We start from the raw sequence: 26,995 nt of genomic DNA, 5'->3' as shown, positions 1-26,995 counted from the left end.
TCCTCTCGCGTTTAAGGGACTTCGGATATGTGTCTAGGCTATTGCACATCGAGCCCGGGTGGTGCCGAACTTGGTGTGAAATGCTCCACCCTTCTGGACGCAGATTGTGCAAAATGGCCAATTTCGCGCATTTTGTCGGGGTGTCGGCCCTGTGATTGGCGAAACGCGGCGTTTCTGGTGAGAATAAAGCCATGAGTACAACTCCCTCAGGAAGGACGCTCGATTCCGCTCAGGCAGCACAGGTTGCTAACCCTCTGTCTCTGTCGAGCGGACAGTATGTTCAGGAAATCGGCTACGACGATGACGTTGATTTCCAGCTGCGCGATGACATCGCCGCAGTTACCGGCGAAGAGATGATTGACGGCGATGTTGACGATGTTTTCGACGTGATCGTCATGTGGTGGCGCAGCGATGACGATGACCTGACAGACGGCATCGTCGACGCGCAGACAACACTGAAGGACGGCGGTGTTGTGTGGCTTTTGACCCCGAAGGCCGGTCGTGCGGGTCACATTGACCCCGTCGACATCAACGATGCCGCTCCCGTGGCCGGTATGCACGTGACGAAAACGGTCCGTGCGGCGGCCGACTGGTCGGCCGTGTGCTTGATGAGCAAAAAGAACTTCGACTGATGACTGTGGAAACCGGTGCCGTCGGACCCCAGGTGGGTACGGCGGCACCTTCGCTTTCTCTGGCCTCCCATTTCGGTGAGCAGCTTTCCCTGGACGAGTGCAGGCGCCGGGCCGACGCTGATCGCGTTCTCGTGGTGTTCTTTCCCTTTGCCTTCTCGCCCGTGTGCAGTTCCGAAATGCGTGAGCTTGCCGGAATGTATGAGGGTCTGCTTTCCGGCGGCACAGAGGTCGTCGCTGTTTCCTGCGATCCCAAGTACACGCTGGCTGCGTGGGCGCAGGACCTCGGGCTGCCCTTTGTTCTTCTGTCTGACTTCTGGCCCCACGGTGCAGCCGCGAGGGCCTTCGGGGCTTTCGATGAGCAGCGCGGCTTTGCACGCCGACTGACCTTTCTTCTGGATGGCGAGGGTGCTGTGGTCGACACGGAGCACTCTTTGACTGGCAGCAAGCGCGACTTCAGTCGCTTCCTCAATCCTGCTGGGAGCTTCTGAGCCTGCTTCGCTGCCGCCTGAGCGGTTAGGGTGGTGACGAACCTGTCGTTCTTCCCAAGGAGGGGTTATGGCGTCCATCTTCACGAAAATCCTCGACGGTGACATTCCCGGCACGTTCGTCTACGAAGACGACCGCTGTGCTGCCTTTATGGACATCACACCGATGACTGACGGACACGTGCTCGTCATCCCGCGCGAAGAGATTGACCACTGGCTCGACATGCCGGAAGACCTCACAGCCCACCTCATGGCGGTTGCCCAGAAGATCGGCAAGGCGCAGAAGAAGGCGTTCTCCTGTGAGCGCGTCGGCGTGATGATCCAGGGCTTTGAAGTTCCGCACGTGCACATTCACGTGTGGCCCACGAACTCGATCGACGACTTCCGCCTGGACAACAAGCACGGTTCGACCGAGGCCGAAGACATCGCGGCAGCTGCCGAGAAGATCAAGGCCGCGCTTGCCTGAGGGCCATTCGATTCACCGCATTGCCCGCCGATTCAACGCTGATTTCGGCGGGCGCACGGTGACCGCTTCGTCACCCCAGGGACGCTTTTCCGACGGTGCCGCGCTCATCAGCGGCAGTGAGCTGGGGGAGTGCTATGCCGTTGGCAAGCACCTGTTCCTGCCTTTCGAGGGTGAGCGCACCGTGCGGGTCCACCTGGGGATCTACGGTGCCTGGGATTTTCTGTACGCTGCCGGCGCCTCTGACCGTGCCGGGCAGACAGGGGAGTATGCAGGATCGCTGGGGGCACCTCGGCGGGTGCGTGCCGGTGAGGTCGAAAGGGCGGAGGAGCTCGACGCTGTGTGGCCGCCCGAGCCGGTCGGCCAGGTGCGTCTGCGCCTGCTGACCGAGTCCGTGTGCGCTGATCTGCGCGGCCCGATGGTGTGCGAGGTTCTCGCTCCTCACGAGGTGGAGGCCCAGCTGGCATCTCTCGGACCGGACCCGCTGGTCGACGGGAACGCTCGAGGAGGACGCAGGTTTGCGCAGAATGTGCGCAGACGCCGTCCGATCGGCAGTCTGCTCATGGACCAGTCTGTTGTTGCCGGTATCGGCAACGTGTACAGGGCTGAGATGCTGTTCCGGGCTGGGCTCAGCCCGTTCAAACCCGGCACCGAGCTGACTGATGGCGAAGTTGCTGCGCTGTGGCGCGACTGGGTTCGCCTGCTGCCCGTGGGTGTTGAAACGGGTGTCATGCTCACCCGCACGAGACTGCGAGGCGCTAGTCGGCAGCGCGCAGTGGATTACAGTGAATTCCGCCATTTTGTCTATGGCCGCACAGGGCTGCCGTGTCGTGTGTGCAGAACTCCCGTCGCGATGACAGAAATGGAGGGGCGCAAACTCTATTGGTGCCCCGAGTGCCAGAAGTGACGAGGCTGGACGCGGCCCGTACCGCACCCAACCTCGCCTGTGACAGAGATTCGATCAGCCGGGCAGCAGCCCCAGAAGGTCAGCCAGCTGGTAGCTGCCGATCCCTATGACAATCAGAGTCACTGCACCGCCGAAGATATTGGCCCATACGCCGTTTGCGTGTTCGCCGACGACTTTCTTGCTGTTCATTGTCACCAGCAGGAAGATGGCGATGATCGGCAGGAGCAGGCCGTTGGCCGCCTGCGCAATGACGATGAGCTGAATCGGCTCAAAGCCGGTCAGAGCGATGATTGCGCCGACGGCGAGCACCGCGATCCACACTGCGCGGAACAGCGGGCTTTTCATATCTGTGCTCTTGCCGAGCATCCCCGTAATGGCATAAGCCGCCCCGAGCGGACCGGTGAGGGCGGACGTGAAGCCGGCCGCAAACAGGCCGAGTGCGAACACCCATGTGGCAGCTTCTCCCAGCAGCGGCTCCAGCGATACCGCGAGGTCCTCAGCCGTTTCTGCGCTCATACCGTGCATGAACAGCGCGCCAAAGGAGGTTGCCATCACCGCCAAAGTGATGAGCCCGCCGAAGGAAATCGAAGCGACGGTGTCAATGCGGGCTTCTTTCAGCGCTGTCTCCTTTGGAACATTCGCCCAGTTTTCCTGTACGAGGCTGGCGTGGAGGAAGACATTGTAGGGAACCACGGTGGTTCCGATGAGTGCAATTGCAGTCAGCGCGGACCCTGGAGGCATCGAGGGGACGAAAATCCCTTTGAGGATGTCGCCGATCGGAGGTTGAACGACGAAGACGGTGATGACGAACAGGACGGCAAGGATGACCACCATCACCATGAGAACCCGCTCGATGATCTTGTAGCTGCCGGTGATGAGCAGGGCGAAGATCGCGATGATGATTGCACCGACAATGATCCTGAGGTCTACTGGCGCAACCGCTGAAACGGCCAACGATGTGCCTGTTGTGTCACCGCCGGCGTAGGCAGCCCCGCCTATTCCGATTGCAGCGACGACGAGCACGATCATCAGCGTTCTCAGGACGGGGTTCTCCAATGCACGCCGCATAGCTTCGCCGAGCCCGAGTCCGGCGCCGAGGCCGAGTCTGACCGACATCTCCTGCAGAACAAGGGTGGCGATGATCGAGAAGAGGACAGACCACGCGAGTGTGAAGCCGAAGTCTGCGCCGGTGACGATTGCTGTGGTGATTGTTCCGGGGCCGATGAACGAAGCCGCGATCATAAGACCGGGGCCGAACAGCGCTCCCGTGCGCTTCTTTTTTACTGTATTTGTTGAAGAGGGGTTCACAGGCTACTCCTCTCGGCCCGGGGAGGCTCCCCGAAAGAGTGACCGTGAACACAACGGTAGTGATCTAAGCAGCCGACGCTGGGATGTTTTCCTGTGTATTGCCTGAACGACACGGCATGGCTTCTGGCCGTGCTCCAATCAAGAACGCCGGTTCTGGTCAGAAATGACCCACAAATGACCCGTTAGCAGCTGAAGCGGGCACAAAGAAAACCGGGACCCGCACGAATTCGCGGATCCCGACTTTCTTGTAGCGGTGGGCCCAGAGGGACTCGAACCCCCGACCCTCTCGGTGTAAACGAGATGCTCTAGCCAACTGAGCTATAGGCCCTGACCTGGATAAGGATACAGTCAGTCGGCGTTCCTGCCAATTCGGGTCAGAGCGGCGGCAAGAGCCGCCCGGCTGTCAGCCGGTCCTGCCGTCGAATCGAACAGGGAGCGGTTCTGCTCAAAGGCGACCGTCCCACAGGTGAGAACAACAGAAGAGTGGCGCTCCGCCTCGTCAGCGATCTGGGTTCGGACAGCGGTGGGCAGAACAGAATTACCCGAATGGGCGTAGGCGAGAGAAAAGATGTCGGCGCCATCGCGGTAGCGCAGAAGAACATCGTGCATGTGCAGCAGGATTTCGGTCGGGGCTAGGTCTGTGCCGTCTCCGAGGGCCTCATCAATTTCACCGGCGATGCGCCGGGCAACAAGGACGAAGATCTCCTGTTTGTTCTTCACGTGCCAATACAGAGCGGAAGGGCCGACCCCGAGGTCGCGAGCAAGCCTGCGCATAGATAGGTCACCCATGCCGTAGTCAGTGAGAATGGCGACCGCGGCATCGGCAATGCGGTGAACAGACAAGCTCATGGGGTCCATCATGGCAGGTCGAAGACGCGATTTCGCAATCAGCCCGCGGTGGGCTATAGTTGTCCCCGTTGCCAATCACGGGATATGGCGCAGTTTGGTAGCGCGCCTCGTTCGGGACGAGGAGGTCGTGGGTTCAAATCCCGCTATCCCGACAGACAGAAACCCGCTCATCGACTTACACGTCGAGAGCGGGTTTTCTCATTGCCTCCAACAGAAGCGGGGATGCCCTTTCAGGACATCCCCGCTTGGGTTTGAGCCTCAGGTCACGAGTGCGCGCCTTCGCGCAGTGAGCGCTTGAGGATCTTGCCCGCCGAGTTCTTCGGCAGAGCGTCCACGAAGTGCACAGCCTTGGGAACCTTGAAGCCTGCGAGCTTGCCCTTGACGTACTCGATCACGGCTTCTTCCGTCAGGCTTTCGCGGCCGGCGTCGGTGAGGACGACGTAGGCGGTGATCGCCTCGATCCACTTTTCATCCGGCATGCCGACAACGGAGACTTCTTCCACGCCGTCCATCGAGAAAATGGCGTCTTCGACTTCGCGGCTGGCCACGAGAACACCACCGGTGTTGATGACGTCCTTCACGCGGTCGACAACCGTGATGTAGCCCTCTTCGTCAGCTACAACGAGGTCACCGGAGTGGAACCATCCGCCCACGAAGGCCTCGGCGGTCTTTTCCGGCTTGTTCCAGTAGCCTTCGGCCAGCTGGGGTGAGCGGTAGAGGATTTCGCCGCGCTGGCCGACTTCGACGTCGTTGCCGTCGAGGTCGACAATTCGGGTCTCAACGAACAGCGCTGGGCGGCCTGCTGAGGCCGGGCGGTCGGCGTGCTCTTCAGGACGCAGAACGGTGCACAGCGGACCCATTTCGGACTGGCCGAAGCAGTTGTACAGGCCGAGCTCCGGCAGCTGCTTCTGCAGGCGCTCAATAATAGGGCCGGGCATGATGGATGCGCCGTAGTAGGCCTTCTTGAGCGACGAAAGGTCGCGCGTGGTGAAGTCCGGGTTGTTGGTCAGCGCAACCCACACGGTCGGGGCGGCGAAGAACGCGGTGATGCGCTCCTTTTCGATGAGCTCGAGCAGCTGCTGCGGAACAGGTGTGGGCACGATGATGCTGTATGCGCCGCGGATGAGGGCGGGAATCAGCAGCACGTGCATCTGAGCCGAGTGGTACAGCGGCAGAGCGTGGACGAAACGGTCAGAGCTGGTGATGTCCAGGGATGTCAGAACCGACAGGTACTGGTGCATGAGGCTGCGGTGCGTCATGACAGCACCCTTGGGCGACGACGTGGTTCCCGAGGTGTAGAGCAGCTGCACGCGGTCGGTGTCGACAGGGGAGAACTCGCCATCGCGAGCCGGGCCGTCGACTTTCAGTGCCGGTTCTACGAGGCTTTCCATGAGCATGCGCTCACGCTTTTGTCCGGCTTCGGTTTCCTCGATGAACGGCATGAGGGCTTCTTCGGCCAGGATCAGCTTGGGGTCCGAGTCCGACAGGATGTAGTCGAGTTCGTCCTTCGTCAGCTGGTAGTTGACCGGCACGTGGATGAGTCCGGCGCGTGCACAGGCCAAGAAGACGATGGCGAAGATGTCCGAGTTCTTGCTGTAGGCGGCTACGCGGTCGCCTTTTTCAAGGCCGTGCTCAACAAAAAAGCGGGCGATGTTTGTCACTGCCTGGTCGAGCTGACTGTACGTCCAGGTGCGGTCCTGGAAGACGATGGCGGTGTCCTTGGGGGAGCGCGCGGCGCTGCGCTTGACGATGTCTCCGATGACGGAGCGATTCTCTTCTGTGAGTTGTGTCATAGATGAATCGTGGCATAGTTCAAACGATCATTCAATTTTCTTGGGGTGTCTTTTTCGCCGGCTCAATGCGCTAGTTTGAAGGCATGACGAATGTGCGCGATGTAATGAACGTCTGTGAACAGCTCTGGCCGAACAACCTCGCGGAAGACTGGGACTCCGTTGGTTTGGCGGTAGGAGACCCAGAAGCCCCCGTGACGCACGTGCACTGCGCGCTGGACCCATCGGATGAAGTCATCGCAGAAGCCGTTGAGCTCGGTGCGGACTTCCTCTTCACCCACCACCCGCTGCTGCTGCGCGGCGTGACATCAGTCGCTGCCGACACGCTGAAGGGCGGTGCCGTACATACGCTGATCCGGTCTGGCATCGCACAGTTCAATGCCCATACGAACGCCGATTCAGCTCTTGGCGGGGTGTCCGATGTCCTCGCGGAGATCCTACAGCTGCGGGAAGTCGAACCCCTTGTGCAGAACCCCGATGCCGAGGCGGGGGTCGGCCTGGGCCGGGTCGGCACCGTGGAACCGACGACAGTTGAGGATATTGCCGTCCGCCTGGCACAGGGAGTTGACCTGTCTGTCCGGGGCATCGCCATCGGGGGTGACCCCGGTGCGGAAGTTACGCGTGTTGCCGTTCTCGGAGGAGCGGGAGACTCCATGTTCGGTGAGGCACGCAAGGCGGGAGCCCAGCTGTACATCACCTCGGACCTTCGCCATCACCCCGCATCGGAAGCCCTCGATACGGGTTCCCGGGGAGGCCCGCTTGAGCACCTCATCGACATTTCGCACTACTCGGCCGAATCGGCGTGGATCCCGCGCGCGGCCGTACAGCTCGACGAAGCCCTGCGGGCAGGTGGACACAGTGTTGAAGTGACTGTGTCCGGTGTGTGCTCTGACCCGTGGACAGCAGTCGTTCTTCCCGACTCCGAGGAGTGGCAGTGGAACTGAGCACACAGCAGCACGCGGCCGCGCTCGACTACGCATCACTGAGCGCGCAGATTCGTCGCAATCGCACCGAGGCAAAACAAGAAGAGCGCGTGGCGCGCCTGCAGGAACTGGCCGGTGAACACAAAGCGCTTGCCGCGAAAGCCACAAATCTGCGCGCCGAAATCGAGGGTCATCAGAAAGAAGCGCGCACGGCCGCTGCGCAAGCTGCCGATGGGCGGTCAAAAGCCGAAAGCATGGAGGTGAAGCTCAATGCCGGAGTCGGCCTGACAAGCCGGGACCTCGTTGCACTGCAGGCGGACATCGAGTCTGTGCGTACTGCTGTCGGCCACGCGGAAGACAGAGAACTGCAGGCTCTTGACAGCGCCGAATCTGCCGAATCCCAGCTGCAGAAGCTGCGCGCACGTGCCGAAGAGGTCGCTGCGGAAGGAAAAGCCGAAGGTCAGCGCAGGCAGGAAGAAGCGGCTCGCTTGGACGGCGAGCACGCGCAGCTGGTAGAACAGGCCACGGCCAAACTCGCCGAGCTTCCGGCTGAGGCAGCGTCGATCATCCGCTCATCCGGTATCGGAGTTCTCGCGGCAGGAGCCTGTGGAGCCTGTGGTGCAGCTTTGTCCGGAGTGCAGGCTGATGCGGTGCGCAATGCCGAGCGCACCTGGGCGTTTCAGTGCGAGGACTGCGAAGGCCTCATCGTTCAGGCCTGAAAGCGTGGATCCTTATCGTCACGCAGCTTCAGGCGTCGGGCAGAACCTCAGGCGTCAGGCAGTACGACCGTCAGCACTGCCGACTGTTTACCGCGGGGCGGGGCGTATTCGACCTCGAACTGTTCGGCAACAGCGTCAGCAATGGCTTCCGGTGAAGACGGCATCGGTTCACTGCGCTGCAGCAGGTGGGACGCAACCAGGCCGCGCGTGTGCTTAGCCCAGTGGGACACGGTTGTGCGCTTGCCGGCGACCTCTTTGACGACATTGACAGCCACGGTGTTTTCAGGAATGCCCGGCCACGGCCTGCGGTAGTCGCCCGACCGGCAGTCGAGCACCGGCGCATCTCCGAAGTGCTCGGCCAACGGTTCCCCCAGCGCCTCCTTCCACAGTTTCGCCAGTGGTCCCAGATCACCCAGTGAGGTCTTCATCGACAGCCGATAGGCGGGGATGTGATCAAGTGCGCCGACCATGCCGAAAAGCGCTGAGGCAATGAACACCCGCTCGACTCGTTCGCGTGGGGCCTGCAGCACAGCGGAAACATCGAGTGCCTCAAACAGGACACCCGTATAGACCGTCAGAGCCTGTGCCGTCGGTTCCGTGTCTAGATCAATGTTGCGCGCCACCTCGCCGGCAATGCGCTCACCTACACCCAACTGATCAAGGGCGTCCGGCGCGGCGCTGACTTTCTGCAGCTCGGCAAGCACCTCACGCCTCGTTTCATTGAGTTCCGGTAAGGACAGAGACGACAGGTCGACAGGCGCTCCGTCTTGCGCCGGTGTTTTGCCTTCGGACGGCGGCAGAAGAATGAACATGATGCTCATTCTAAAAGCCCGCACATATACACTTGGCCGAGGACAGGCCACCAGACGGTCGCGTTCGGGCCTCGTGCCCGGCCGAGGAAAGTCCGGGCTCCGCAGAGCGCGGTGGTGGCTAACAGCCACCCGGGGAAACCCGCGGGAAAGTGCCGCAGAAAGCTAAACCGCCAGCGTGCTGGTAAGGGTGAAAAGGTGGTGTAAGAGACCACCAGGGCCCGCGGTGACGCGGGCCGCTGGGTAAACCCCACCGGGAGCAAGATCGTGCAGACGGCTATACGGCTGCTCGTCGTGCCGTCGGGTGGATTGCTTGAGGCCTGCAGCAATGCAGGTCCTAGACAGATGACCGTCGTCCAGGCTTCCGCCTGGGAACAGAACCCGGCTTATCGGTGGCCTGTCCCTACACAAGCTGGCGCCGGGACTCAGCGCTGTAATGCTTTGCGACCGATGCTTTCGGCAACGTCAGCACCGTGGACCGCCGCGCCGATGATCCCTGAATCATTGAACATTGCCGCCGGGACAGCGGGCGTCTGAAGGTCGAGCAGGTGAAGCCAGTCGGCATGATCCTGCGAAATGCCCCCGCCGAAGATGAACGCGTCGGGGTTGATGAGCTTTTCCATTTCCCAGCAGTACCGGCTGAGCTTCGCAGCCCACGTGGGGTAGTCCATGCCAAACCGCACCTTTGCGCTTGCGGATGCGCTGAGCTCTGCGTCTTCGCCGCCTATCTCAACGTGGCCGAGTTCGGTGAACGGCACGAGCCTGCCGCGGGTGAACAGCGCCGAACCGATGCCGGTTCCCAAGGTGAGCATGAGAACGGTCCTGTCGTGCCAGTCGCGACCAGCGCCGAAGGTCATTTCGGCAATGCCGGCGGCATCAGCGTCATTGAGAAAAACACACGGACGGCCAAGCGCTGCCCCAATGGTCTGCTCAATATTCGCTCCAAGCCATGAATCGTCAAGATTGAACGCGAAGGTGACAACGCCGTTTTTGACCACCCCGGGGAATGCGACCCCGGCGGGAACAGGGGGAGTCAGCGGTGCCTCGTACCCGGATTCTGGTGACGAGGTGCCGCCCGGCTGCTGTGCCAGCACCTGGGCTGCCGCACCGCGGACTGCATTCGTGAGAGTTTCGGGAGTGGCGGGATGCGGCGTCGGCACAACGACACGCTCGCCCATGATCCGGCCGCGTTCGAGGTCGACCAGCCCGGCCTTGATAGACGAGCCGCCGATGTCAATGCCCAAAGCACAGGAGTGTGCTCCTGCCGAACCGCGCAGCTCGCCGCGATCAGTCACGGCCGGCCACGAGTTCGACATCGGGAAGCGTAAGGATGTCCGCGCCGTCTTCTGTCACCACGAGAGTGTGCTCGAACTGGGCGGAGCGGCGACGGTCGGCAGTCACAATCGTCCAGCCGTCATCCCACTGTTCCCAGTTGATGGTGCCCAGATTGAGCATCGGCTCGATTGTGAAGATCATGCCCGGCTGGATTTCGTCCGCGTAGTTCGGAGCGGCGTCATAGTGGGGGATGATGAGACCGGAGTGGAATTCGCGCCCGACCCCGTGACCCGTGTAGTCGCGAACAACTCCGTAGCCGAAGCGCTTCGCGTACTTTTCGATGACCCGGCCGATGATGTTGATTGAACGGCCCGGCTTGACGGCCTTGATGCCGCGCATGAGCGATTCGTGGGTCCGTTCAACCAGCAGGCGGGACTCTTCGTCGACGTTGCCGGCCACGAACGTGAAGTTCGTGTCGCCATGCATGCCGTTCTTGTAGGCGGTGACATCGAGGTTCACGATGTCACCGTCCTGAATCACGGTGGAGTCGGGGATGCCGTGGCAGACGACCTCGTTGATCGATGTGCACACCGACTTGGTGAAGCCCCGGTAGTCAAGAGTCGACGGATAGGCGCCGTGGTCCAGCAGGTATTCGTGGACGACAACGTCGATTTCGTCCGTCGTGCGGCCGGGCTCAACGAGCTTGCCGCCCTCGGCCATGGCGTTTGCAGCGATGCGGCCCGATTCGCGGACCAGCTCGATTTCTTCAGGTGTGTAGAAATTGCTGCCGCGACCTTCGTTCGGTTCGGCCTTGCCGACATATTCGGGACGTTCGATGTGGGCTGGAACGGAGCGCATGGGCGCCACGGTTCCCTTTGTAAGAGTTCCAAGCGGAGCAGAATTCGTCATGATGACATCATTGTAGACAGCTAGAGTTGAGCACAGGGAGGTGCGCTATGTCGTACGAAGAAGAGAAATACTGGTTCAACACCAAGACCGGCAAAGTTGAAAAGGGACGGAAGAGCTCCTTTGAGAACCGGCTGGGCCCCTATGACAGCGAAGCCGAAGCTCAGGCGGCACTCGCAACAGCCAGCGAGCGCAATCGCGAATGGGAAGAAGACGACGAGGACTGGCGCTGATGGGGCTGACCAAACAGCAGGAAGCGGTTCTGCGCGATGTCGATGACCGTGACGTGCGGTTTGTGCGTCTGTGGTTTCCCGACATCATGGGCCGCTTGAAGTCCGTTGCGATTGTTCCCGACGAACTTGACGGAGCATTCACCGAGGGCATCGGCTTCGACGGTTCGGCGCTCGAAGGCTTTTCGAGGGTCATCGAAGACGACATGGTTCTGCGCCCAGACTCGTCGACGTATTCGCTCCTGCCATGGCGAGGTGAGGTCGAGCCGACCGGTCGGATGTTCTGCGATGTGCTGACTCCCGATGGTGAACCTGCCGCTTCTTATCCGCGCAATATTCTGGCGCGCACCCTGGCGAAGGCGCGCGAGCGCGGCTTCACCTTCATCGTGCACCCGGAAATGGAGTTCTACCTGTTCCGTTCGGCCGAACTGGACGGCAAACCTCCTGTGCCGGTCGATGACGCCGGATACTTCGATCACGTCAACGGCGGCACCGCGAACGACTTCCGGCGCAGTGCAGTGCAGATGTTGGAATCCATGGGCATTTCCGTCGAGTTCTCGCATCACGAAGCCGGCCCCGGGCAGAACGAAATCGATCTGCGCTATGCCGACGCGATGACTATGGCCGACAACGTCATGACCTTCAAAGCGGTTGTGAAAGAAGTCGCGATTTCCCAGGGCGTGCACGCCACGTTTATGCCCAAGCCCCTGGCCGAGCATCCGGGCAACGGGATGCACACGCACCTGTCGCTGTTCGAAGGTGAAGACAACGCGTTCTTTGAGGCCGGCGCTGAATACCAGCTGTCGACCACCGGCCGGCAGTTCGCGGCAGGCCTGCTGCATCACGCCCCTGAGATCGCGGCGGTGACCAACCAGTACGTCAACTCCTACAAGCGCCTGTGGACCGGGCATGAAGCCCCGTCCTACATCAGCTGGGGTCGCACGGGCACTGCACTTGTACGGGTGCCGCAGTACAAGTCCGGCAAGGAATCGTCTGCTCGGATCGAGTACCGCGGTATGGACTCCTGCGCCAATCCCTACCTGGCCTACTCGGTGCTGCTGGCCGCGGGACTGAAAGGCATTGAGGAGGGCATGGAATTGCCTCCGGAAGTCGAAGACGACGTGTGGGATCTCAGCCGACGCGAGCGCAGCGCCATGGGCATTGAACCGCTGCCTGCGAGCCTGTCGGAAGCTCTTCGCTGCATGGAGAACAGCGAACTCGTCGCTGACACTCTGGGCGAAGAGGTATTCGACTTCTACCTGCGTGACAAAGCGCGGGAATGGAGAGACTACCGCGCGCAGGTGACCGCCTATGAACTCGATGGGCTCTACACCCAAACATGATTCGCAGGTTCGATCTCAGCCGGCGGCAGGACCCGACACGCACGCAGCGCGGTAAATTCGACTCGCGCTTTGAGCGCTTCCTTGGCCAGTTCTGCGAACTGACCGGTTTGGAAGGGCACGAATCGGCGATTAGGGAATTCGCCCGGTTCACCGGTGACCCCGGTTCTGTTTCGCTGGGCTTGGTGCGGGTCGCCGAGGCGGCAGCGGCAGCCGAGGTCGACCTCGGTGGGCTCGTGCAGGATTCTCAGCATCTGCTCGACCGACTTGTTCGGTTGGCCGGGAGTTCTGAGGCCTGCATTGACCACATTGTGCGGTGGCCTGAGTCGCTGCGGCTGCTGGCCGAAGACGAAGACTTCTTGCGGTCAAAGCGCAGGAGAAAGGCGCGTAAGCGCATTGCCCGTTCGGTGTACGACGCCGACGGTCAGCTGCTCTCAATCGAAGACGGCCGAATCGCCCTGCGCCGAGCGTACCGGGACGAACTCATCCAGCTGACAGCCGCAGACCTCGGCAGTCACGAACCGACCGCAGACTTCGACACTGTCAGCCGGACCCTGACGGAAATGGCTGAGGGTGCCCTCATGGCGGCACACGACCTCGCCGCGGGGGATTCAATACCCGACGGGTGCGCTGAACTTGCTGTTATCGCCATGGGCAAATGCGGCGCCCGCGAACTCAACTACGTATCTGATGTTGACGTGGTCTTCGCCTTCAGCCCGGAAACCACAGCGGACGGCGAACAGGCAGAATGCGCCCGCAGCTGCGCCTCGGCAGCGGCCCTGCAGATCATCGACCTCATTTCGGCTGCTGGAGCAGAACCCGCCCTGTGGGAAGTCGACGCAGCTCTTCGGCCGGAGGGCAAAGCGGGAGCGCTTGTGCGCACTGTCGACGAGTTTGCAGGCTATTACAGCGACATCGCAGAAAACTGGGAGTTCCAGGCTCTTTTCAAAGCCCGTCCCGTCGCCGGATCCGAAGAACTCGGACAGCAGTGGGCCGAGGCGTGTCTGCCCCAGGTGTGGACCGCCGCCCACCGGGACGATTTCATCCCGGAAGTACGGGCTATGCGACGCAGAGTTGTCGATCTCATCGACCGCGATGAAGCTGACCGGCAGCTGAAACTGGGGCCCGGCGGGCTCCGCGATGTCGAATTCTCCGCCCAGCTGCTTCAGCTGGTGCACGGAACGGAAGACCACGACATCCGCGAACCGAACACCCTCGAGGCCCTGCGCAGCCTTGAACGGGGCGGCTATTTGTCTGGGGACGATGCCGCGCTGATGGAAGAGGCCTACTCATTCCTGCGGGTTGTCGAACACCGCCTGCAGATTCCGCGCATGCGCCGTGCTGCAGTTCTGCCTGACAAACCAGAAGCACTCCGCGAACTGGCGCGCATGGTCTACCCGACCGGCGACCGGACAGAAGTACGGCTCAAACGCGAACGCGACGACTATTCCCGGCGCGTACGCGCTCTTCACGAACAGATTTTCTACCGTCCGATCCTCGACGCGGCCGTCGGGACCGGCGCAGTGACCTCGCTGCCGGCAAAAGCCGCGGAAAGCCGCCTGCGCGCCTTCGGCTTCGTCGACCCGCACTCAGCCATGCGGCATATCCACGACCTTTCAGCCGGCGTCAGCCGTGCTTCGCGCGTGCATCGACAAGTGCTGCCGGCCATGCTCGGCTGGCTGTCGGAGGGTGTTGATCCCGACGCCGGTCTGCTTGCCTACCGCAGGCTGTCGGAAAAGCTGAGCTCATCAACGTGGTACCTCAAGCTGCTGCGTGACTCCGGGCAGGGCGCAGAAGCGCTTGCCCGTGTGCTGTCACTGTCGCAGTACGCGGCATCGCACATCATGCACTACCACGGGTCAGTGCGCTGGCTTGCTGATCAGGACATGCTGCAGCCGACCCCGCTGGACTCGCTGCGCCAGGAAATGTGTGAACTGGTCGGCAGAGGCAGGGGAGTGGAAGGCGTGCGCGCCGTCTACGGACGCGAAAAGCTCAGGATCATCCTCGCCGACATTCTCGAGGTCATTCCCCGCAGCGCTGTCCCACAGGCCCTGTCTGACGTGATGAGCACAGCCATTGACGCAGCGCTTCTGTCAGTGCGGCGTGACCTGGACACTGAGCATAGAATCTATGACTACGATTTTGCGATCATCGCGATGGGACGCCTGGGCGGCCGCGAGATCGGGGTGTTCTCTGATGCCGACGTGTGCTTTGTCTACCGTCCCGCACACACCATGGGCGATGACGACCGCGAGGCTTTGGCAAAACACGCCCGTCGCGTCGCTCTCGAAGTGACCTCGGCGCTGAAAAGCGCACAGCAGGACCCGGCCATTGAACTCGATGCCGATCTGCGTCCTGAAGGCCGCAGCGGACCCTATGTCCGAACGCTTGAGTCCTATCGGCGCTATTACGAAGCGTGGAGCGAACCGTGGGAAGCACAAGCGCTCCTGCGTGCCCGCCCGATAGCCGGTGACAACGACCTCATGAGCGACTACGTCGACATGATCAACCCTCTGCGCTATCCGCAGATTCTCCCGGTGCGCTCCATCATGCAGGTGCGTCGGCTCAAAGCGCGGATGGAAGACGAACGACTCCCGCGCGGTGCTGATCGCCGTCAGCACGTGAAATTGGGAACCGGCGGGCTGAGCGATGTCGAGTGGACTGTGCAGCTGCTGCAGCTGCAGCACGCCGCCGAATACCCCGGGCTGCGCACAACCTCGACGCTGCCCGCCCTGGCCGCTGCACGTGATGAGGGGCTTGTGTCGGCGTCCGATCACGAGGTGCTGCGGACCGCCTGGTTAATGGCAACGGAAGTACGCAACGCCATCACGCTCTACAGGGGCAAACCCAGCGACAGTCTGCCCAGCGATATCCGCGAACTCGAAGCCGCGGCCAGGCTCATGGGCTATCCGCAGGGAAGCGCGCAGCTGCTGGTCGACGACTATCTGCGGGTCACCCGCTGGGCGCGTTCGACAATGGAAGTCATCTTCTACGGAGACGACCCCACAGACTGAGGTACACGCTCAGCTGGACCAGCTCCGACTGACAAAACGCGAATGGCCCAGCAGATGCCGGGCCATTCACATCACAGGCGACGATCAGAGATCAAAGTACAGTTCGAAGTCCGTCGGCGTCGGACGCAGACGTGCAACGTCGATTTCGTTTTCGTACTTGTAGTTGATCCAGGTTTCGATGAGGTCCTGAGTGAAGACATCGCCTTCCATGAGGAACTCATGGTCTTCCGCGAGAGCTTCGAGGGCACCTTCGAGCGAGTTCGGAACCATCTTGATGTTCTCGGTTTCTTCCGGCGGAAGCTCGTAGAGGTCCTTGTCGATCGGCTCCGGCGGTTCGATGCGGTTCTTGATTCCGTCGAGGCCGGCCATGAGCTGAGCGGAGAAGGACAGGTACGGGTTGCCCGATGGGTCGGGTGCGCGGAACTCCAGGCGCTTGGCCTTCGGCGACGTACCGGTGATCGGAATGCGGATGGCAGCCGAACGGTTGCGAGCCGAGTAGACCAGGTTGATCGGCGCCTCGAAACCGCGAACCAGACGACGGTAGGAGTTCATGGTCGGGTTGGTGAACGCAAGAACAGCGCCGGCGTGCTCAATGAGGCCGCCGATGTACCAGCGCGCAAGGTCCGACAGGCCCGCGTATCCGGTTTCGTCGTAGAACAGCGGCTTGCCGTCCTTCCACAGCGACTGGTGGCAGTGCATACCGGCACCGGCATCGCCCAGAAGCGGGCGCGGCATGAACGTGGCGGTCTTGTTGTTGGCCGCAGCAACGTTTTTGATGACGTACTTGAAGTCCAGCAGCTGGTCGCCGGCCTTCTGCAGGGTGTCGAACTTGTAGTTGATCTCCTGCTGCCCAGCCGTCGAGGTTTCGTGGTGAGCACGCTCCATTTCGAAGCCGATCTGCTCCAGCGTCAGCGACATTTCGTCGCGGATGTCCGCGAACTTATCGCGCGGGGGAACGGGGAAGTAGCCGCTGGTGTAGGGCGTCTTGTAGCCGAGGTTGTGGCCGTCTTCAGCAGCTCCGGTGTTCCACGCGGCTTCCAGGGAGTCGATCTCGTAGAAGCTGGTGCGGGCTGAATTGTCGTAGCGGATTGAGTCGAAGAGGTAGAACTCGGCTTCGGCACCTATGAAGGCAGTGTCGGCGATGCCGGTTGACTTCAGGTACGCTTCGGCCTTTGCCGCTACCTGGCGGGGGTCACGCGAGTACGGTTCGTTCGTGAACGGATCCACAATCGAGTGGATGACCACGAGGGTTTTTGCCTTGCGGAACGGATCGATGTAAGCGCTCGTCACGTCCGGGATGAGCTTCATGTCGGATTCGTGAATCGACTGGAAGCCGCGGATGGACGAACCGTCGAAGAGCAGGCCCTCTTCAATCACTTCTTCCGTGTAGGCCTTGCCGGGAAGATTGAAGTGCTGAACTACTCCGGGAAGATCGCAGAATCGGATGTCGACGAAATCGATCTCGTTGTCGCGAATATACGAAACGAGCTCGCTTGCGGTGGAAAACAACTTTTCTCCTGTATTGAGTCGTCGCGACGGTGCGGTACTGGCCGCCGGTGTTTTCATCTTAGCGGCTACACTCGTTTCCGTGTTCGACAGAGACAGTTTAGGTTCGTGGCTCCAGGGGCCGAAACTCGAAGAGGGAACCTACGCGGGGCAGCGCCTAGGCCTTCCCGAAACCGGTCCGGGATCAACAGCGTCTTTGATCCGCAGGGTCGGAAGCCTCTTCATCGACTGGGCACTGTGCGCCCTGATTGCTCGCTGGCTGGCGCCTGATTTCATGTTCGCGCCCCACCTGATCTTCATCATCGAATCCCTGCTGCTGCAGTCGCTGCTGGGCTACACCATCGGCCAGCGGATCTGTGGAGTGCGCATCATCAATCGCCACGGACGCCGACCCAACCCCCTGCGGCTGCTCGTTCGAATCGCACTGCAGCTGCTCATCATCCCCGGTCTTCTGTACAACCCCGACAACCGCGGCCTGCACGACCTCGCGGCCGACACCGCCGTTGTGCGGCTCTGACTGACATAGCCGACCACTCGCTCGGGCATGTCGCACAAACTGCTTTGCCTGCCGAGCAATGATCGTTCAGCCGAACGTGCAGCCACTGGGAAGCCGACGGCAGCCGGTGTGGATTTCTTCAGAACACAAGAAGCGCCGACCAACGTGGTCGGCGCTTCTTGTGTTTGAGATCAGCGTCCCCGCAGTGCGCGGCGGTTGGGGCGAGCGCGGTTGGGGTCGATGCCCTTGGGAATCGGCTGGTTTGTCGACATGGTGCCCAGAGCCGCCAAACGCTTGCGCACCTGAAGCACTTCGGCCTTCGTCAGCTTCTTCGGCAGTTTGTACACGGTCGAGACCAGTCGGTTCATGGGAACCTGGTTCTTGCCCTCACCGCCCTGGATGACGTGCACGGGAACGGAAGGCAGAATGCGCTCGTGGCGCTTCTGCTCCTTGGCCAGCAGCTTCGACACACGGCCAGCCGGACCTTCCGAAACCAGCACGACTCCACCTCGGCCGGTGGCGCGGAACACCAGGTCTTTGGTGCGTGGGTCACCGGCGACCGGCTGGTCGTCGGCAAGCCAGCTGCGGCGGACCGTGTTGAGCACCGCGCCGTAAGCGCCGGGCTGGTCCTTCATTTCTGCAAAGGCCGCGGTCTCGGCGTAGCGGCCGAGAATGAAGATCGCCAGCGTCAGACCGCCCAACAGGCCGATGATGGTCCACAGCCACACCGGCGGCAGCAGGAAGAAGCCCACGAGGAAGCCAATGCCGCCCAAGCCCAGGATCGCGGCGAGCATAAGCCACGGAACAGCGGGGAAGTGTTTGCGGGCAAGTTTGAAGACCTGACGCATCTGGCCGATGCGACCGGGCTTCGAAGGGTCCTTGGGACGCCGGCGGAAAAGTCCGCGGCGGCGTGGTTCTTCAGTCTGAGACATTCTGCTTTTCTGTTTGCTTGCGAAAAATGATCAACCAATGATGGGTCAGGAGAATTTTACCTCGTCGCCCGGGCCGAAAGTATCCACCACCGCCTGAGCTTCCTGACGGGCGGGAGCTTCGTTGTCAAGGTGAGCCAGGTGAGCGGGGATTTCCTGACTGCGACGGCGCATGGCCTGAGCCCACAGACGACCGGCACGGTAGGACGAACGGACCAGCGGACCGGACATGACTCCGGCAAAGCCGATTTCTTCGCCGATGTCGCGCAGCTCAACGAAGTCCTGCGGTTTGACCCACCGGTCGATGGGGTGGTGCAGGGCGCTGGGGCGCAGGTACTGCGTGATCGTCAGCAGGTCGCAGCCGGCTTCGTGGAGATCCTTCATCGCTTCGACCACTTCGTCGTTCGTTTCGCCCATGCCCAAGATGAGGTTGGACTTTGTGACCAGGCCGGCCTCGCGGGCCTTCGTGATGACCGACAGCGAGCGCTCGTAGCGGAAACCGGGGCGGATGCGCTTGAAGATGCGCGGCACCGTCTCAATGTTGTGTGCCAGCACTTCGGGACGTGACGAAAAGACCTCGGCCAGCTGGTCATCGTCAGAGTTGAAGTCGGGGATGAGCAGCTCGACACCAGTGCCGTGAACGTCACCGTGGTCGATTTCGTGGATGAGGCGGACCGTTTCCGCGTACAGCCACGCGCCGCCGTCATCAAGGTCATCGCGAGCAACACCCGTGATGGTCGAATAGCGCAGACCCATGGTCTTCACGGACTCAGCGACGCGACGGGGTTCATCAGCGTCGAAGTCAGCGGGTTTGCCGGTGTCGATCTGGCAGAAGTCGCAGCGGCGGGTGCACTGCTCACCGCCGATGAGGAACGTGGCCTCGCGGTCCTCCCAGCATTCAAAGATGTTGGGGCAACCCGCTTCCTCACACACGGTGTTGAGGCCTGCCGTGCGGACAAGCGATTTCAGTTCCGAGAACTCGGGGCCGATCTTAGCTTTCGCTTTGATCCACTTCGGCTTGTCTTCAATGGGAGTCTGCGAATTGCGAGCTTCCACTCGCAGCAGCTTGCGTCCTTCCGGGGCGATTGTCATGTCCTGGCCTTTCGTGGGGATCAGGCGGTGATGTGCTTGTCCAGCAGCTCCAGCAGGCGCTGGGCAGCCTGTTCCGGAGTTGTTTGGGTGCCGGTTTCGATGGAAATGCTAGTGGTCGCGGCGTCAGGAATGCCGCAGGGGACGATGTTTTCAAAGCCGGCGAGCTCGTTCGAGCAGTTCAAAGCCAGGCCGTGCATCGACACGCCGTTGTGAATGCGGATGCCGATCGCGAGGATCTTCCTGTCCGGTCCCGGGCCCTCGGTGATCCACACACCGGATCGGCCCTCAACCTGCTGCGCGGTGATTCCGTACTCGGCGAGCAGTTCGATTCCCGCTTTTTCGATCTGGTCGACGAAAAGGCGGACCTCTTTTTGGTCATTCAGGCGGTAGATGGGGTAGATGACCAGCTGCCCCGGACCGTGCCAGGTGATCTTTCCGCCTCGGTCGATGTCGATGACTTCCGTGCCGTCGCGGGGGCGTTCGTGGTCTTCAGTGCGTTTGCCCGCTGTGTAGACGGGGGAGTGTTCCAGCACGAGGAAGGTGGAGTTCTTCTTGCCGTCGACAACATCAGCGTGCGTCCGCCTTTGGACTTCCAGCGCTTCTCTGTAGTCAACGAATTCGGGTGCAAAACCCAGATGTTCGATGTCCCAAGCCATTCCATGACCATATGCCGACGAGGGCCCAAGCGGCAAAAGCACCGCAACAGTTATCCACAGATTGCGGTTTGGGGGTTTCGGTCCGTCTGCCGACGTGGTCGAATTTCTGCCTAAGGAGGCTGATATGCAGGTGTGCGAATGGATCTACGATGCCGAGGTCCGTCCCGGACTGTGGCGCGTGTTCAACGCCCACGAGGTCAAATGGTTCGTGTGTGCAGCAGACACGGCCGCTGGTGCCGGGAGGCCGGTTTCGGTTCTGGGCCCTGACATGGAGCCGGTTGCGGGGCTGCTCATTCCCAGATGTCGAGGCGGCATGCTCGAGGACGCGCTTCTCGGTCTGGCACCTCTGGGAGCGGAAGAGCTCGTGTGTCTTCTGCGCGGCACGATTGAGGCCACAGGCGGGACCGATGGCTCGATCCCGATTTCGCGGGCAAGCCTGGCGCTTGCCGATGACGGTTCCGTCTGCGCATTGCCGGGCATCGAGGTTCCAGGGGAGGAATCAGAAGCTCGGGAGCTGGGCGAACTTCTGTACGCTGCCGCGCAGGGCGTGACTTTCACTGAAACTGCTGTGCCTTTGAAGAATCGCGACAACAACCTGCCCACGGAACTTGTCGATCTCATTGATGCGCTGTTGCTGGACGGCGAAACAGGTGATCTTCCCAGAGGAGATCTTCTTGAGGCAGTGCGCAGATACCGAGGGGCAGAGCGGCTGCCCTTTTATCCGGGCGAACCTGGAGTTCCAGTCAATGATCCACCGACCGCTGGACTGCGCCCGGTCACAGCGGCTGTGAATAACGTCCCGGAGCAGACGGGCCCGAAGACAGGCGCTGAGGAGAAAGCTGAACAGGGGATTGGCGACACCGCGATAGCAGCCCTCCGAGGGGACACAGAACGCGCGCGCAAGAATCGAGGATCACAGGCACCTCGTCGTGGAGCCTGGAAACCGGAGAAGACAGCGAAGCGATCCGGGCCGAAAAGAAAAGAACCCACCGCGGCTGCACCGGGTGGAAAGATCCGCAGAGGTGTGCGTGCCGGTGTTATCGGTGCTGCAGCGCTGGCGACAGTGGCTGCCGGCATTGCGCTCATCATCGGTGGTGCGCAGCCGGACCAGACCGAGCCGACAGCGGCGGTTGACCAGGGGAAGCACGGCGAAGATCCGCGCAGCCCTAAGGCGGAGGATGAGCCCTCCGTGCCGGCAGAACAAAGCGGCGAGCCGGAAGACACCTCGGATGCTGCTCCAGACAGCAGTGGGCCCTGTGAGGGCTTCAAAGACCTGACACAGGCGCGGGCAGCTGCGTTCGCCGGCGGCAAGCCAGCAGACCTCGCAGGCCTTACAGTGCCAGGATCAAACGCTGCGAAAGCCGATGCGGAATCAGAAGACAAACCCGCTCAGCCCATGAACGTCACGATGAACGTCACAGAGTGCGAAGTTGAGGACAGCACTACAGAGACCGCGACTGTCCGGGCCGTTGTCTCTGCCGAGGTCGGCGGAGCGCCTGTTCCCGAAGCGCGGATCCGGGTGAGTTTGGAAAAGCACGAAGGCAAATGGAAGGTCAGCCGCACGGAGGAACTTCACGAGAACTGAGTCTTAAGCCGCCAGCCAGGTGCCCGCCAAGCAGAAGCGCCCGCGGACTTCTCCGCGGGCGCTTCTATTCAGGTTCGATCAGGATCGATCAGAGGTCGAGATCGGCCTCGAACGAACCGTTCTCAAGGCGGTTCTTGATGGCCTTGAGGAAACGACCGGCGTCCGCACCGTCAACCAGTTCGTGGTTGTAGGTCAGCGGAAGGTAGGCCATGTCGCGAATAGCGATTGCCTCGGTGCCGTCCTCGGTCTTGACGACCTGCGGGCGGCGCTTGATAGCACCGGTGCCCAGGATGCCGACCTCGGGGTGGTTGATGATCGGCGTGTCGAACAGAGCACCGAACGAACCGATGTTCGTGATGGTGAAGGTGCCGCCCGACAGCAGGTCAGGGCTGATCTTGCCATCGCGAGTCTTGGACGCGACGTCGTCGATTGCCTTGGCCAGGCCTGCGATCGAAAGGTCACCGGCGTTCTTGACGACCGGAACCAGCAGACCGCGTTCGGTGTCGACCGCAATGCCGAGGTTCTCAGAGTCGGGGTAGGAGATCTCTCCAGCCTTGACATCGAACGTGGCGTTGACACGCGGGTACGCCTGCAGGGCTTCTGCTACGGCCTTGGCGAAGAACGGCAGGTACGTCAGCTTAACGCCGTGCTTCTGCTGGAATTCTTCCTTCTTTGCCTTGCGCAGAGCCGAAACAGCAGTCATGTCGACTTCGGTCACCTGGGTGAGCTGAGCGGAGTTCTGCAGCGATTCGCGCATGCGCTGTGCAATGGTCCGGCGAATGCGCGACGCCTTCTGCGTGGTTCCGCGAAGCTTCTTGGCTTCTTCCGAAACCTCGATGACGAACGGTTCGCGGCCAGCAGGAGCAGACGCAGCCGGGGCAGAGGCACTGGCGGTGCTCTGTGCGGCAAGGACATCCTGCTTGCGGATACGACCGCCGACTCCCGTTCCGCGCACGGTCGAAAGGTCAACGCCCTTTTCGCGTGCAAGCTTGCGCACCAGCGGCGTGACGTACGGGGCCTGGCCCGACGTCACGGTCTGTGCGGCCGAAGAAGCGGACTCGGCGGAGCGGCTGGGTGCGCTGCTCGATTCGCCCGCAGCCTGCTTGGCAGCAGCGGTCTGGGCTTCGTCATCCGATGCTGTCGACTCAGAGGCAGGTGCCTTCTTGGGCTCTTCCTTCGACAGGTCCTTTTCGGACTCTTCGATGGCTTCTTCTTCGACATCGGCTTCGTCAGCGTTGTCAGCTTCGTCAGCCGAGTCTTCAGCCTGGTCGGCATCGTCAGCGTCGTCAGCCGAGTCTTCAGCCTGGTCGACATCGTCAGCGTCGTCCTGCTTGTCATCCGAAGCCGAAGCGTCGCCGTCGCCGATGCGCGCCAGGGGTGCGCCGACTTCAACGTCGTCGTCTTCTTCAGCAAGCAGTTCAAGCACGGTGCCTGCGACAGGGCTGGGGATTTCGGTGTCGACCTTGTCAGTCGACACTTCGAGAAGCGGTTCGTCGACCTCGACGGTGTCGCCGACTTCCTTCAGCCAGCGGGTGACGGTGCCCTCCGTCACCGATTCGCCGAGAGCCGGCATGGTGACTTCCTGCGATTCACCGGAACCGCCGGAGGGCTTGTCGTCCGACTTCGCAGCGGGAGCTTCGTCCTCTTCTTCGGCTGCGTCGTCTTCTGGGTCTTCGTCCGTCTCTGGTTCTTCGGCTTCTGGCTCTTCGGCTTCTGGTTCTTCGTCAGCGGAGTCGTCTTCAGCGGAGTCGCCGGAGCCTTCTCCGTCGCCGATGACAGCGAGGTCGCCGCCGACCTCGACGTCGTCGTCTTCTTCAGCCAGGATCTCCTGCAGAACGCCGGAGTACGGGCTGGGGATTTCGGTGTCGACCTTGTCAGTCGACACTTCGAGAAGCGGTTCGTCGACCTCGACGGTGTCGCCGACTTCCTTCAGCCAGCGGGTGACGGTGCCTTCCGTCACCGATTCGCCGAGGGCGGGCATCTTTACGGTGTTGGCCATTGTGTCAGTCTCCCTATGGCTCGATCAGCGGAAGTGCAGCGGCTTGCCGGCAAGCGCCAGCGCTGCTTCGCCGATGGCTTCGTTCTGGGTGGGGTGTCCGTGGATGAGCGATGCGACCTCTTCGGGGAAGGCCTCCCAGTTCACGATGAGCTGGGCTTCGCCGGCCTGCTCGGACAGGCGAGCGCCGAGTCCGTGAACGCCGACAATCGGGCCGTCCTTTTCGCGGATGATCTTGATGAATCCCTGCGTGTTGAGGATGGCGGACTTGGCGTTGCCGGCAAGCGGGAATTCGACCTTTTCGATCTTGTCTTCGCCGTACTTCTCAGCAGCCTTCTTTTCCGTGAGGCCGACGGAGAAGATCTCCGGGTCGCAGTAGGTGATGCGCGGAACGCCGGTTTCATCCAGCGGTGCCGGGTTCTTGCCCGCGATCTCTTCGGCAATGAAGATACCGTGCGCGAAGGAGCGGTGTGCAAGCTGAAGGCCGGGCACGATGTCGCCGGCGGCGTAGATGTTGCCGACACCGGTGTGCAGGCGCTCGTTCGTGGTGACGAAACCGCGGTCGAGCTTCACTCCCTGCTCTTCGAAGCCGAAGCCTTCGGTCACGGGACCGCGGCCGACAGCCACGAGCAGAACCTCGGCTTCGAGTTCAGTGCCGTCTTCGAGGGACACCTTGACGCCGTCGGAGGTCTGCTCGACTTCCTTGAAGAACACGCCGAGCTTCTGCTTGATCTTGCGCTTCTTGAATGCGCGCTCGAGGCCCTTGGAAACGGATGCGTCTTCGTTGGCCACGAGGTTCGGCAGTCCTTCGACGATTGTGACGTCGGATCCGAAGGAGTTCCAGATGCTTGCGAACTCAACGCCGATGACGCCGCCGCCGAGCACGATTGCGGACTTGGGAACGCGGTCGAGGTTGAGAGCTTCGGTGCTGGTGAGAACGTTGCCGCCGATCTCGATGCCGAGTGTGCGGGAAGTCGAACCGGTGGCCAGAACAATGTTCTTGCCCGTCAGTTCGACATCGCCTTCGTCGGTGGAGACGGTGACGGTGTCCTTGCCGGTCAGTTTGCCTTCGCCGATGACGGTGTCGATGCCGGCCATTTTGATGAGGCCCTGCAAGCCCTTGTGGTTCTTGTCGGTGATGCCGCTCTTGAACTTCAGCACGTCTTCGACGTTGATGTTGTTGAGGGTGGCATCGATGCCGAACACGCTGGCTTCGCGTGTCGAGTCTGCGACTTCGGCAACGTGGAGGAGTGCCTTGGTGGGGACGCAGCCGCGGTGAAGGCAGGTGCCTCCGACCTTGTCGCGCTCAATGAGAGCGACCTTCATGTCAAGCTGCGTCGCGCGGAGTGCCGCGGCGTAGCCGGCTGTGCCACCGCCGAGAACGATGAGGTCGTAGTTGTTTTGCGAATCGCTCACGAAATGTGCTCCTAGCAAAATGGTCGGTTGAGGACCGCTGTGGCGGCTAGTCCTATCTTTTCACTTAATTCCGATAAAGTCCCGCCCCGGCTCGGCAGTGTGACCACTGTCAAACCGGGGACGGGTGCGATCAGGCGAGGTTTTCGGCCACCTGGACGAGTGTGCGAACCGGAACGCCGGTGCCTTCGGCTGGGGTGTAGCCCCACGGCGATTCCGAGTTGAACGACGGTCCGGCGATGTCGATGTGTGCCCAATCCTGTTCGTCAGCGACGAACTCCTGCAGGAAGACGCCGGCGCTGAGCATGCCTCCGGGGCGCTTGCCGGAGTTCTTGATGTCAGCGGTTTCCGAATCGAAGTAGCTCAGAAGCTCTTCCGGGAAGGGCATCGGCCACATGGCCTCGCCGGTCTTCTCGGAGGCGAGGACTACTGCGTTGCGGGCATTCGTCCGGCCCATGACGCCCGAGGTGCGGTTGCCCAGGGCGACGATCTGCGCGCCGGTGAGGGTCGCGATGTCGATGATGAGGTCCGGGTTCTCCTTGCCTGCTGCAACAAGGGCATCGGCCAGCACCAGACGGCCTTCTGCGTCGGTGTTGGTCACCTCGACGGTCTTGCCGCCGTAGATGGTGATGACGTCGCTGGGTCGCTGTGCGTCAGCACCGGGCATGTTTTCAGCCATGGCGAGCCAGGCGGTGACCTTGACCGGCAGCTGCAGGCGGGCGATCGTGATGATGGCCTGAGCTGCGGCTGCGGCGCCTCCCATGTCGGACTTCATGTCCTCCATGCTTGCAGCGGGCTTCAGGGAAATGCCGCCGCTGTCGAAGGTGATTCCCTTGCCGACCAGGGCCAGGTGCTTGGAAGCACGGCGGGGTGCGTACTCGAGCTTCACCAGGCGGGGTCCGCGCTTTGAACCGCGGCCAACTCCGATGAGTCCGCCGAAGCCCTCGGCTTCGAGTTTCGCTGGATCCCAAACGGTTGCCTTGATCTTTTCGGCCTTCGCCTGCCTTACGACCTCAGCGGCGAACGTTTCCGGGTAAAGGTCAAGCGGCGGCTGGTTGACGAAGTCGCGTGCACCGCAGGTGCCGCGTGCAATGACGGCACCGCGCTCAACAGCCTTGAGGTTGGATTTCGCCGTGAGCACTTCAATGCCGGCTGCAAGGGTCTTCGCCTTGTCTTCGGAACGGTAGGCACCGTAGCGGTAGGCGCCGAGCACGGCACCGGTTGCGATCGCTTCGGCAACCGCGGCGTCGGGGCTGGGCAGAGCGAGCGCGACCGAACGGGCCTTCGTGATGCTGCGCAGAGCTGAACCGGCAGCGCGGCGCAGAGCATCGAGGGCCGCATCTGCCTTGGTCGGTTCAGTCAGGTCAGCCGGCGAGAATTCCCCAAGTCCGGCCAGCACGACAGAATCTGCCGCGACTCCAGCGGGTGCGGGCACCCGCGCCGTCGAGTCGAGTCGGCCGGACGCGTCGACGCTGACGGCGGCCTTCTCGAGGTCCTTGGCGAGAGCGGGCTTGAGGTCTTCTGCTAGAACGGTGCCCTCAGCGGTCAGCCCGACCACAAGCACATCGGCCTTGGCCTTGTGCGCGGCCGCGGTGCGTCCTGCTGCGGATGGAATCGACTGGGTCATGCGAAACCTTTCTTCTGCTTTCATTTGTTCCCGCGCGTGCCAGGC

The 26,995-nt window shown here is 61.8% G+C and carries 24 protein-coding genes, 2 tRNA genes and 1 other RNA gene; 13 read left to right on the top strand and 14 right to left on the bottom strand.

Going from position 1 to position 26,995, the window contains the following annotated elements:
* Nucleotides 1-191: 191 nt before the first annotated feature.
* From Bravens_RS06550 to Bravens_RS06535, 4 genes are all read left to right on the top strand, one after another.
* Nucleotides 192-632 (top strand): DUF3052 domain-containing protein, encoded by a 441-nt coding sequence (locus Bravens_RS06550; RefSeq protein WP_062021564.1) that lies wholly within the window; start codon nt 192-194, stop codon nt 630-632.
* Nucleotides 632-1,120 carry a redoxin domain-containing protein gene (locus tag Bravens_RS06545; protein WP_062021561.1) on the top strand — a complete coding sequence of 163 codons (489 nt, stop codon included), beginning with the start codon at nt 632-634 and terminating at the stop codon, nt 1,118-1,120. Before Bravens_RS06550 ends, Bravens_RS06545 begins: the two co-directional genes overlap by 1 nt.
* Before the next feature lie 67 nt (nt 1,121-1,187).
* On the top strand, nt 1,188-1,583 hold the full coding sequence (locus tag Bravens_RS06540; RefSeq protein WP_062021559.1) for an HIT family protein: 396 nt from the start codon (nt 1,188-1,190) through the stop codon (nt 1,581-1,583).
* Nucleotides 1,576-2,487, top strand: a complete 912-nt coding sequence (locus tag Bravens_RS06535; protein ID WP_062021556.1) for an Fpg/Nei family DNA glycosylase — start codon at nt 1,576-1,578, stop codon at nt 2,485-2,487. The genes Bravens_RS06540 and Bravens_RS06535 overlap by 8 nt, the downstream gene beginning before the upstream one ends.
* Before the next feature lie 54 nt (nt 2,488-2,541).
* Here Bravens_RS06535 and Bravens_RS06530 read toward each other — a convergent pair whose 3' ends face one another.
* The 3 genes from Bravens_RS06530 to Bravens_RS06520 all read right to left on the bottom strand — a co-directional run bounded on the left by Bravens_RS06530 (nt 2,542) and on the right by Bravens_RS06520 (nt 4,644).
* Nucleotides 2,542-3,795: an Nramp family divalent metal transporter gene (locus Bravens_RS06530; RefSeq protein ID WP_062021552.1), complete on the bottom strand. Its 1,254-nt coding sequence runs from the start codon at nt 3,793-3,795 to the stop codon at nt 2,542-2,544.
* Nucleotides 3,796-4,049: 254 nt separating this feature from the next.
* A tRNA-Val gene (locus Bravens_RS06525) sits at nt 4,050-4,123 on the bottom strand.
* 20 nt (nt 4,124-4,143) lie between these two features.
* Nucleotides 4,144-4,644: a TetR/AcrR family transcriptional regulator gene (locus tag Bravens_RS06520; protein ID WP_062021550.1), complete on the bottom strand. Its 501-nt coding sequence runs from the start codon at nt 4,642-4,644 to the stop codon at nt 4,144-4,146.
* 78 nt (nt 4,645-4,722) lie between these two features.
* On the opposite strand from Bravens_RS06520, the gene Bravens_RS06515 reads away from it, so the two are divergent.
* A tRNA-Pro gene (locus Bravens_RS06515) sits at nt 4,723-4,796 on the top strand.
* Between the two features lie 111 nt (nt 4,797-4,907).
* Here Bravens_RS06515 and Bravens_RS06510 read toward each other — a convergent pair.
* Complete coding sequence (locus tag Bravens_RS06510; RefSeq protein WP_062021548.1) at nt 4,908-6,437, bottom strand: fatty acyl-CoA synthetase; 1,530 nt, start codon at nt 6,435-6,437, stop codon at nt 4,908-4,910.
* Nucleotides 6,438-6,520: 83 nt separating this feature from the next.
* Here Bravens_RS06510 and Bravens_RS06505 point away from each other — a divergent pair, with 83 nt between their 5' ends.
* Both Bravens_RS06505 and Bravens_RS06500 read left to right on the top strand, forming a co-directional pair.
* Nucleotides 6,521-7,378 (top strand): Nif3-like dinuclear metal center hexameric protein, encoded by an 858-nt coding sequence (locus Bravens_RS06505; RefSeq protein WP_062021545.1) that lies wholly within the window; start codon nt 6,521-6,523, stop codon nt 7,376-7,378.
* Nucleotides 7,369-8,076, top strand: coding sequence for a CT398-like coiled coil hairpin domain-containing protein (locus tag Bravens_RS06500; RefSeq protein ID WP_062021542.1), 708 nt, complete (start codon nt 7,369-7,371; stop codon nt 8,074-8,076). The genes Bravens_RS06505 and Bravens_RS06500 overlap by 10 nt, the downstream gene beginning before the upstream one ends.
* Nucleotides 8,077-8,123: 47 nt before the next feature.
* On the opposite strand, the gene Bravens_RS06495 is transcribed toward Bravens_RS06500, so the two are convergent.
* Nucleotides 8,124-8,888, bottom strand: a complete 765-nt coding sequence (locus Bravens_RS06495; protein ID WP_062021539.1) for a YaaA family protein — start codon at nt 8,886-8,888, stop codon at nt 8,124-8,126.
* A gap of 42 nt (nt 8,889-8,930) precedes the next feature.
* On the opposite strand from Bravens_RS06495, the gene rnpB reads away from it, so the two are divergent.
* Nucleotides 8,931-9,290: RNase P RNA component class A (rnpB, locus tag Bravens_RS06490), an RNA gene on the top strand.
* Nucleotides 9,291-9,310: 20 nt separating this feature from the next.
* On the opposite strand, the gene ppgK is transcribed toward rnpB, so the two are convergent.
* Nucleotides 9,311-10,201 carry a polyphosphate--glucose phosphotransferase gene (gene ppgK / locus Bravens_RS06485; RefSeq protein ID WP_082791061.1) on the bottom strand — a complete coding sequence of 297 codons (891 nt, stop codon included), beginning with the start codon at nt 10,199-10,201 and terminating at the stop codon, nt 9,311-9,313.
* Nucleotides 10,173-11,069, bottom strand: coding sequence for a type I methionyl aminopeptidase (map, locus tag Bravens_RS06480; RefSeq protein ID WP_019174941.1), 897 nt, complete (start codon nt 11,067-11,069; stop codon nt 10,173-10,175). The genes ppgK and map overlap by 29 nt, the downstream gene beginning before the upstream one ends.
* Nucleotides 11,070-11,116: 47 nt before the next feature.
* Here map and Bravens_RS06475 point away from each other — a divergent pair, with 47 nt between their 5' ends.
* The 3 genes from Bravens_RS06475 to Bravens_RS06465 are packed head-to-tail and all read left to right on the top strand — an operon-like array spanning nt 11,117 to nt 15,650.
* Entirely contained in the window at nt 11,117-11,299 is a 183-nt protein-coding gene (locus Bravens_RS06475; protein WP_062021537.1) for a hypothetical protein, read from the top strand.
* A gap of 5 nt (nt 11,300-11,304) precedes the next feature.
* Nucleotides 11,305-12,639, top strand: a complete 1,335-nt coding sequence (locus Bravens_RS06470) for a glutamine synthetase family protein (RefSeq protein ID WP_062022298.1) — start codon at nt 11,305-11,307, stop codon at nt 12,637-12,639.
* The gene (locus Bravens_RS06465) at nt 12,636-15,650 is read left to right on the top strand and encodes a bifunctional [glutamine synthetase] adenylyltransferase/[glutamine synthetase]-adenylyl-L-tyrosine phosphorylase (protein ID WP_062021534.1); all 3,015 of its coding nucleotides are present in this window, start codon (nt 12,636-12,638) and stop codon (nt 15,648-15,650) included. The genes Bravens_RS06470 and Bravens_RS06465 overlap by 4 nt, the downstream gene beginning before the upstream one ends.
* Nucleotides 15,651-15,734: 84 nt before the next feature.
* Here Bravens_RS06465 and glnA read toward each other — a convergent pair whose 3' ends face one another.
* Nucleotides 15,735-17,159: a type I glutamate--ammonia ligase gene (gene glnA / locus Bravens_RS06460; RefSeq protein WP_062021531.1), complete on the bottom strand. Its 1,425-nt coding sequence runs from the start codon at nt 17,157-17,159 to the stop codon at nt 15,735-15,737.
* A gap of 79 nt (nt 17,160-17,238) precedes the next feature.
* On the opposite strand from glnA, the gene Bravens_RS06455 reads away from it, so the two are divergent.
* Nucleotides 17,239-17,673: an RDD family protein gene (locus tag Bravens_RS06455; RefSeq protein WP_082791092.1), complete on the top strand. Its 435-nt coding sequence runs from the start codon at nt 17,239-17,241 to the stop codon at nt 17,671-17,673.
* 170 nt (nt 17,674-17,843) lie between these two features.
* Here the strand turns inward: Bravens_RS06455 and Bravens_RS06450 are convergent, their stop codons facing one another.
* Genes Bravens_RS06450 through lipB form a run of 3 tightly spaced genes read right to left on the bottom strand, consistent with a single transcriptional unit; the run spans nt 17,844 to nt 20,329 of the window.
* Complete coding sequence (locus Bravens_RS06450; RefSeq protein WP_062021525.1) at nt 17,844-18,584, bottom strand: DUF4191 domain-containing protein; 741 nt, start codon at nt 18,582-18,584, stop codon at nt 17,844-17,846.
* A gap of 45 nt (nt 18,585-18,629) precedes the next feature.
* The gene (lipA, locus tag Bravens_RS06445; RefSeq protein WP_062021522.1) at nt 18,630-19,673 is read right to left on the bottom strand and encodes a lipoyl synthase; all 1,044 of its coding nucleotides are present in this window, start codon (nt 19,671-19,673) and stop codon (nt 18,630-18,632) included.
* A gap of 20 nt (nt 19,674-19,693) precedes the next feature.
* The gene (gene lipB, locus Bravens_RS06440; RefSeq protein WP_062021519.1) at nt 19,694-20,329 is read right to left on the bottom strand and encodes a lipoyl(octanoyl) transferase LipB; all 636 of its coding nucleotides are present in this window, start codon (nt 20,327-20,329) and stop codon (nt 19,694-19,696) included.
* Between the two features lie 124 nt (nt 20,330-20,453).
* Between lipB and Bravens_RS06435 the strand changes: the two genes are divergently transcribed.
* Complete coding sequence (locus tag Bravens_RS06435) at nt 20,454-21,914, top strand: hypothetical protein (RefSeq protein WP_062021516.1); 1,461 nt, start codon at nt 20,454-20,456, stop codon at nt 21,912-21,914.
* Between the two features lie 88 nt (nt 21,915-22,002).
* Here Bravens_RS06435 and sucB read toward each other — a convergent pair whose 3' ends face one another.
* The 3 genes from sucB to Bravens_RS06420 form a co-directional block, all read right to left on the bottom strand.
* Nucleotides 22,003-23,913, bottom strand: coding sequence for a 2-oxoglutarate dehydrogenase, E2 component, dihydrolipoamide succinyltransferase (sucB, locus tag Bravens_RS06430; protein ID WP_062021513.1), 1,911 nt, complete (start codon nt 23,911-23,913; stop codon nt 22,003-22,005).
* Between the two features lie 24 nt (nt 23,914-23,937).
* On the bottom strand, nt 23,938-25,326 hold the full coding sequence (gene lpdA / locus Bravens_RS06425) for a dihydrolipoyl dehydrogenase (protein WP_062021511.1): 1,389 nt from the start codon (nt 25,324-25,326) through the stop codon (nt 23,938-23,940).
* A 130-nt stretch (nt 25,327-25,456) separates the two neighbouring features.
* Complete coding sequence (locus Bravens_RS06420; protein WP_062021508.1) at nt 25,457-26,950, bottom strand: leucyl aminopeptidase; 1,494 nt, start codon at nt 26,948-26,950, stop codon at nt 25,457-25,459.
* Between the last annotated feature and the right edge of the window lie 45 nt (nt 26,951-26,995).

Source organism: Brevibacterium ravenspurgense (genome assembly GCF_001584615.1).
Lineage (GTDB): Bacteria > Actinomycetota > Actinomycetes > Actinomycetales > Brevibacteriaceae > Brevibacterium > Brevibacterium ravenspurgense.
Note: the sequence above shows the minus strand (reverse complement) of the source record. Positions and strands in the feature narration are given on the sequence as shown.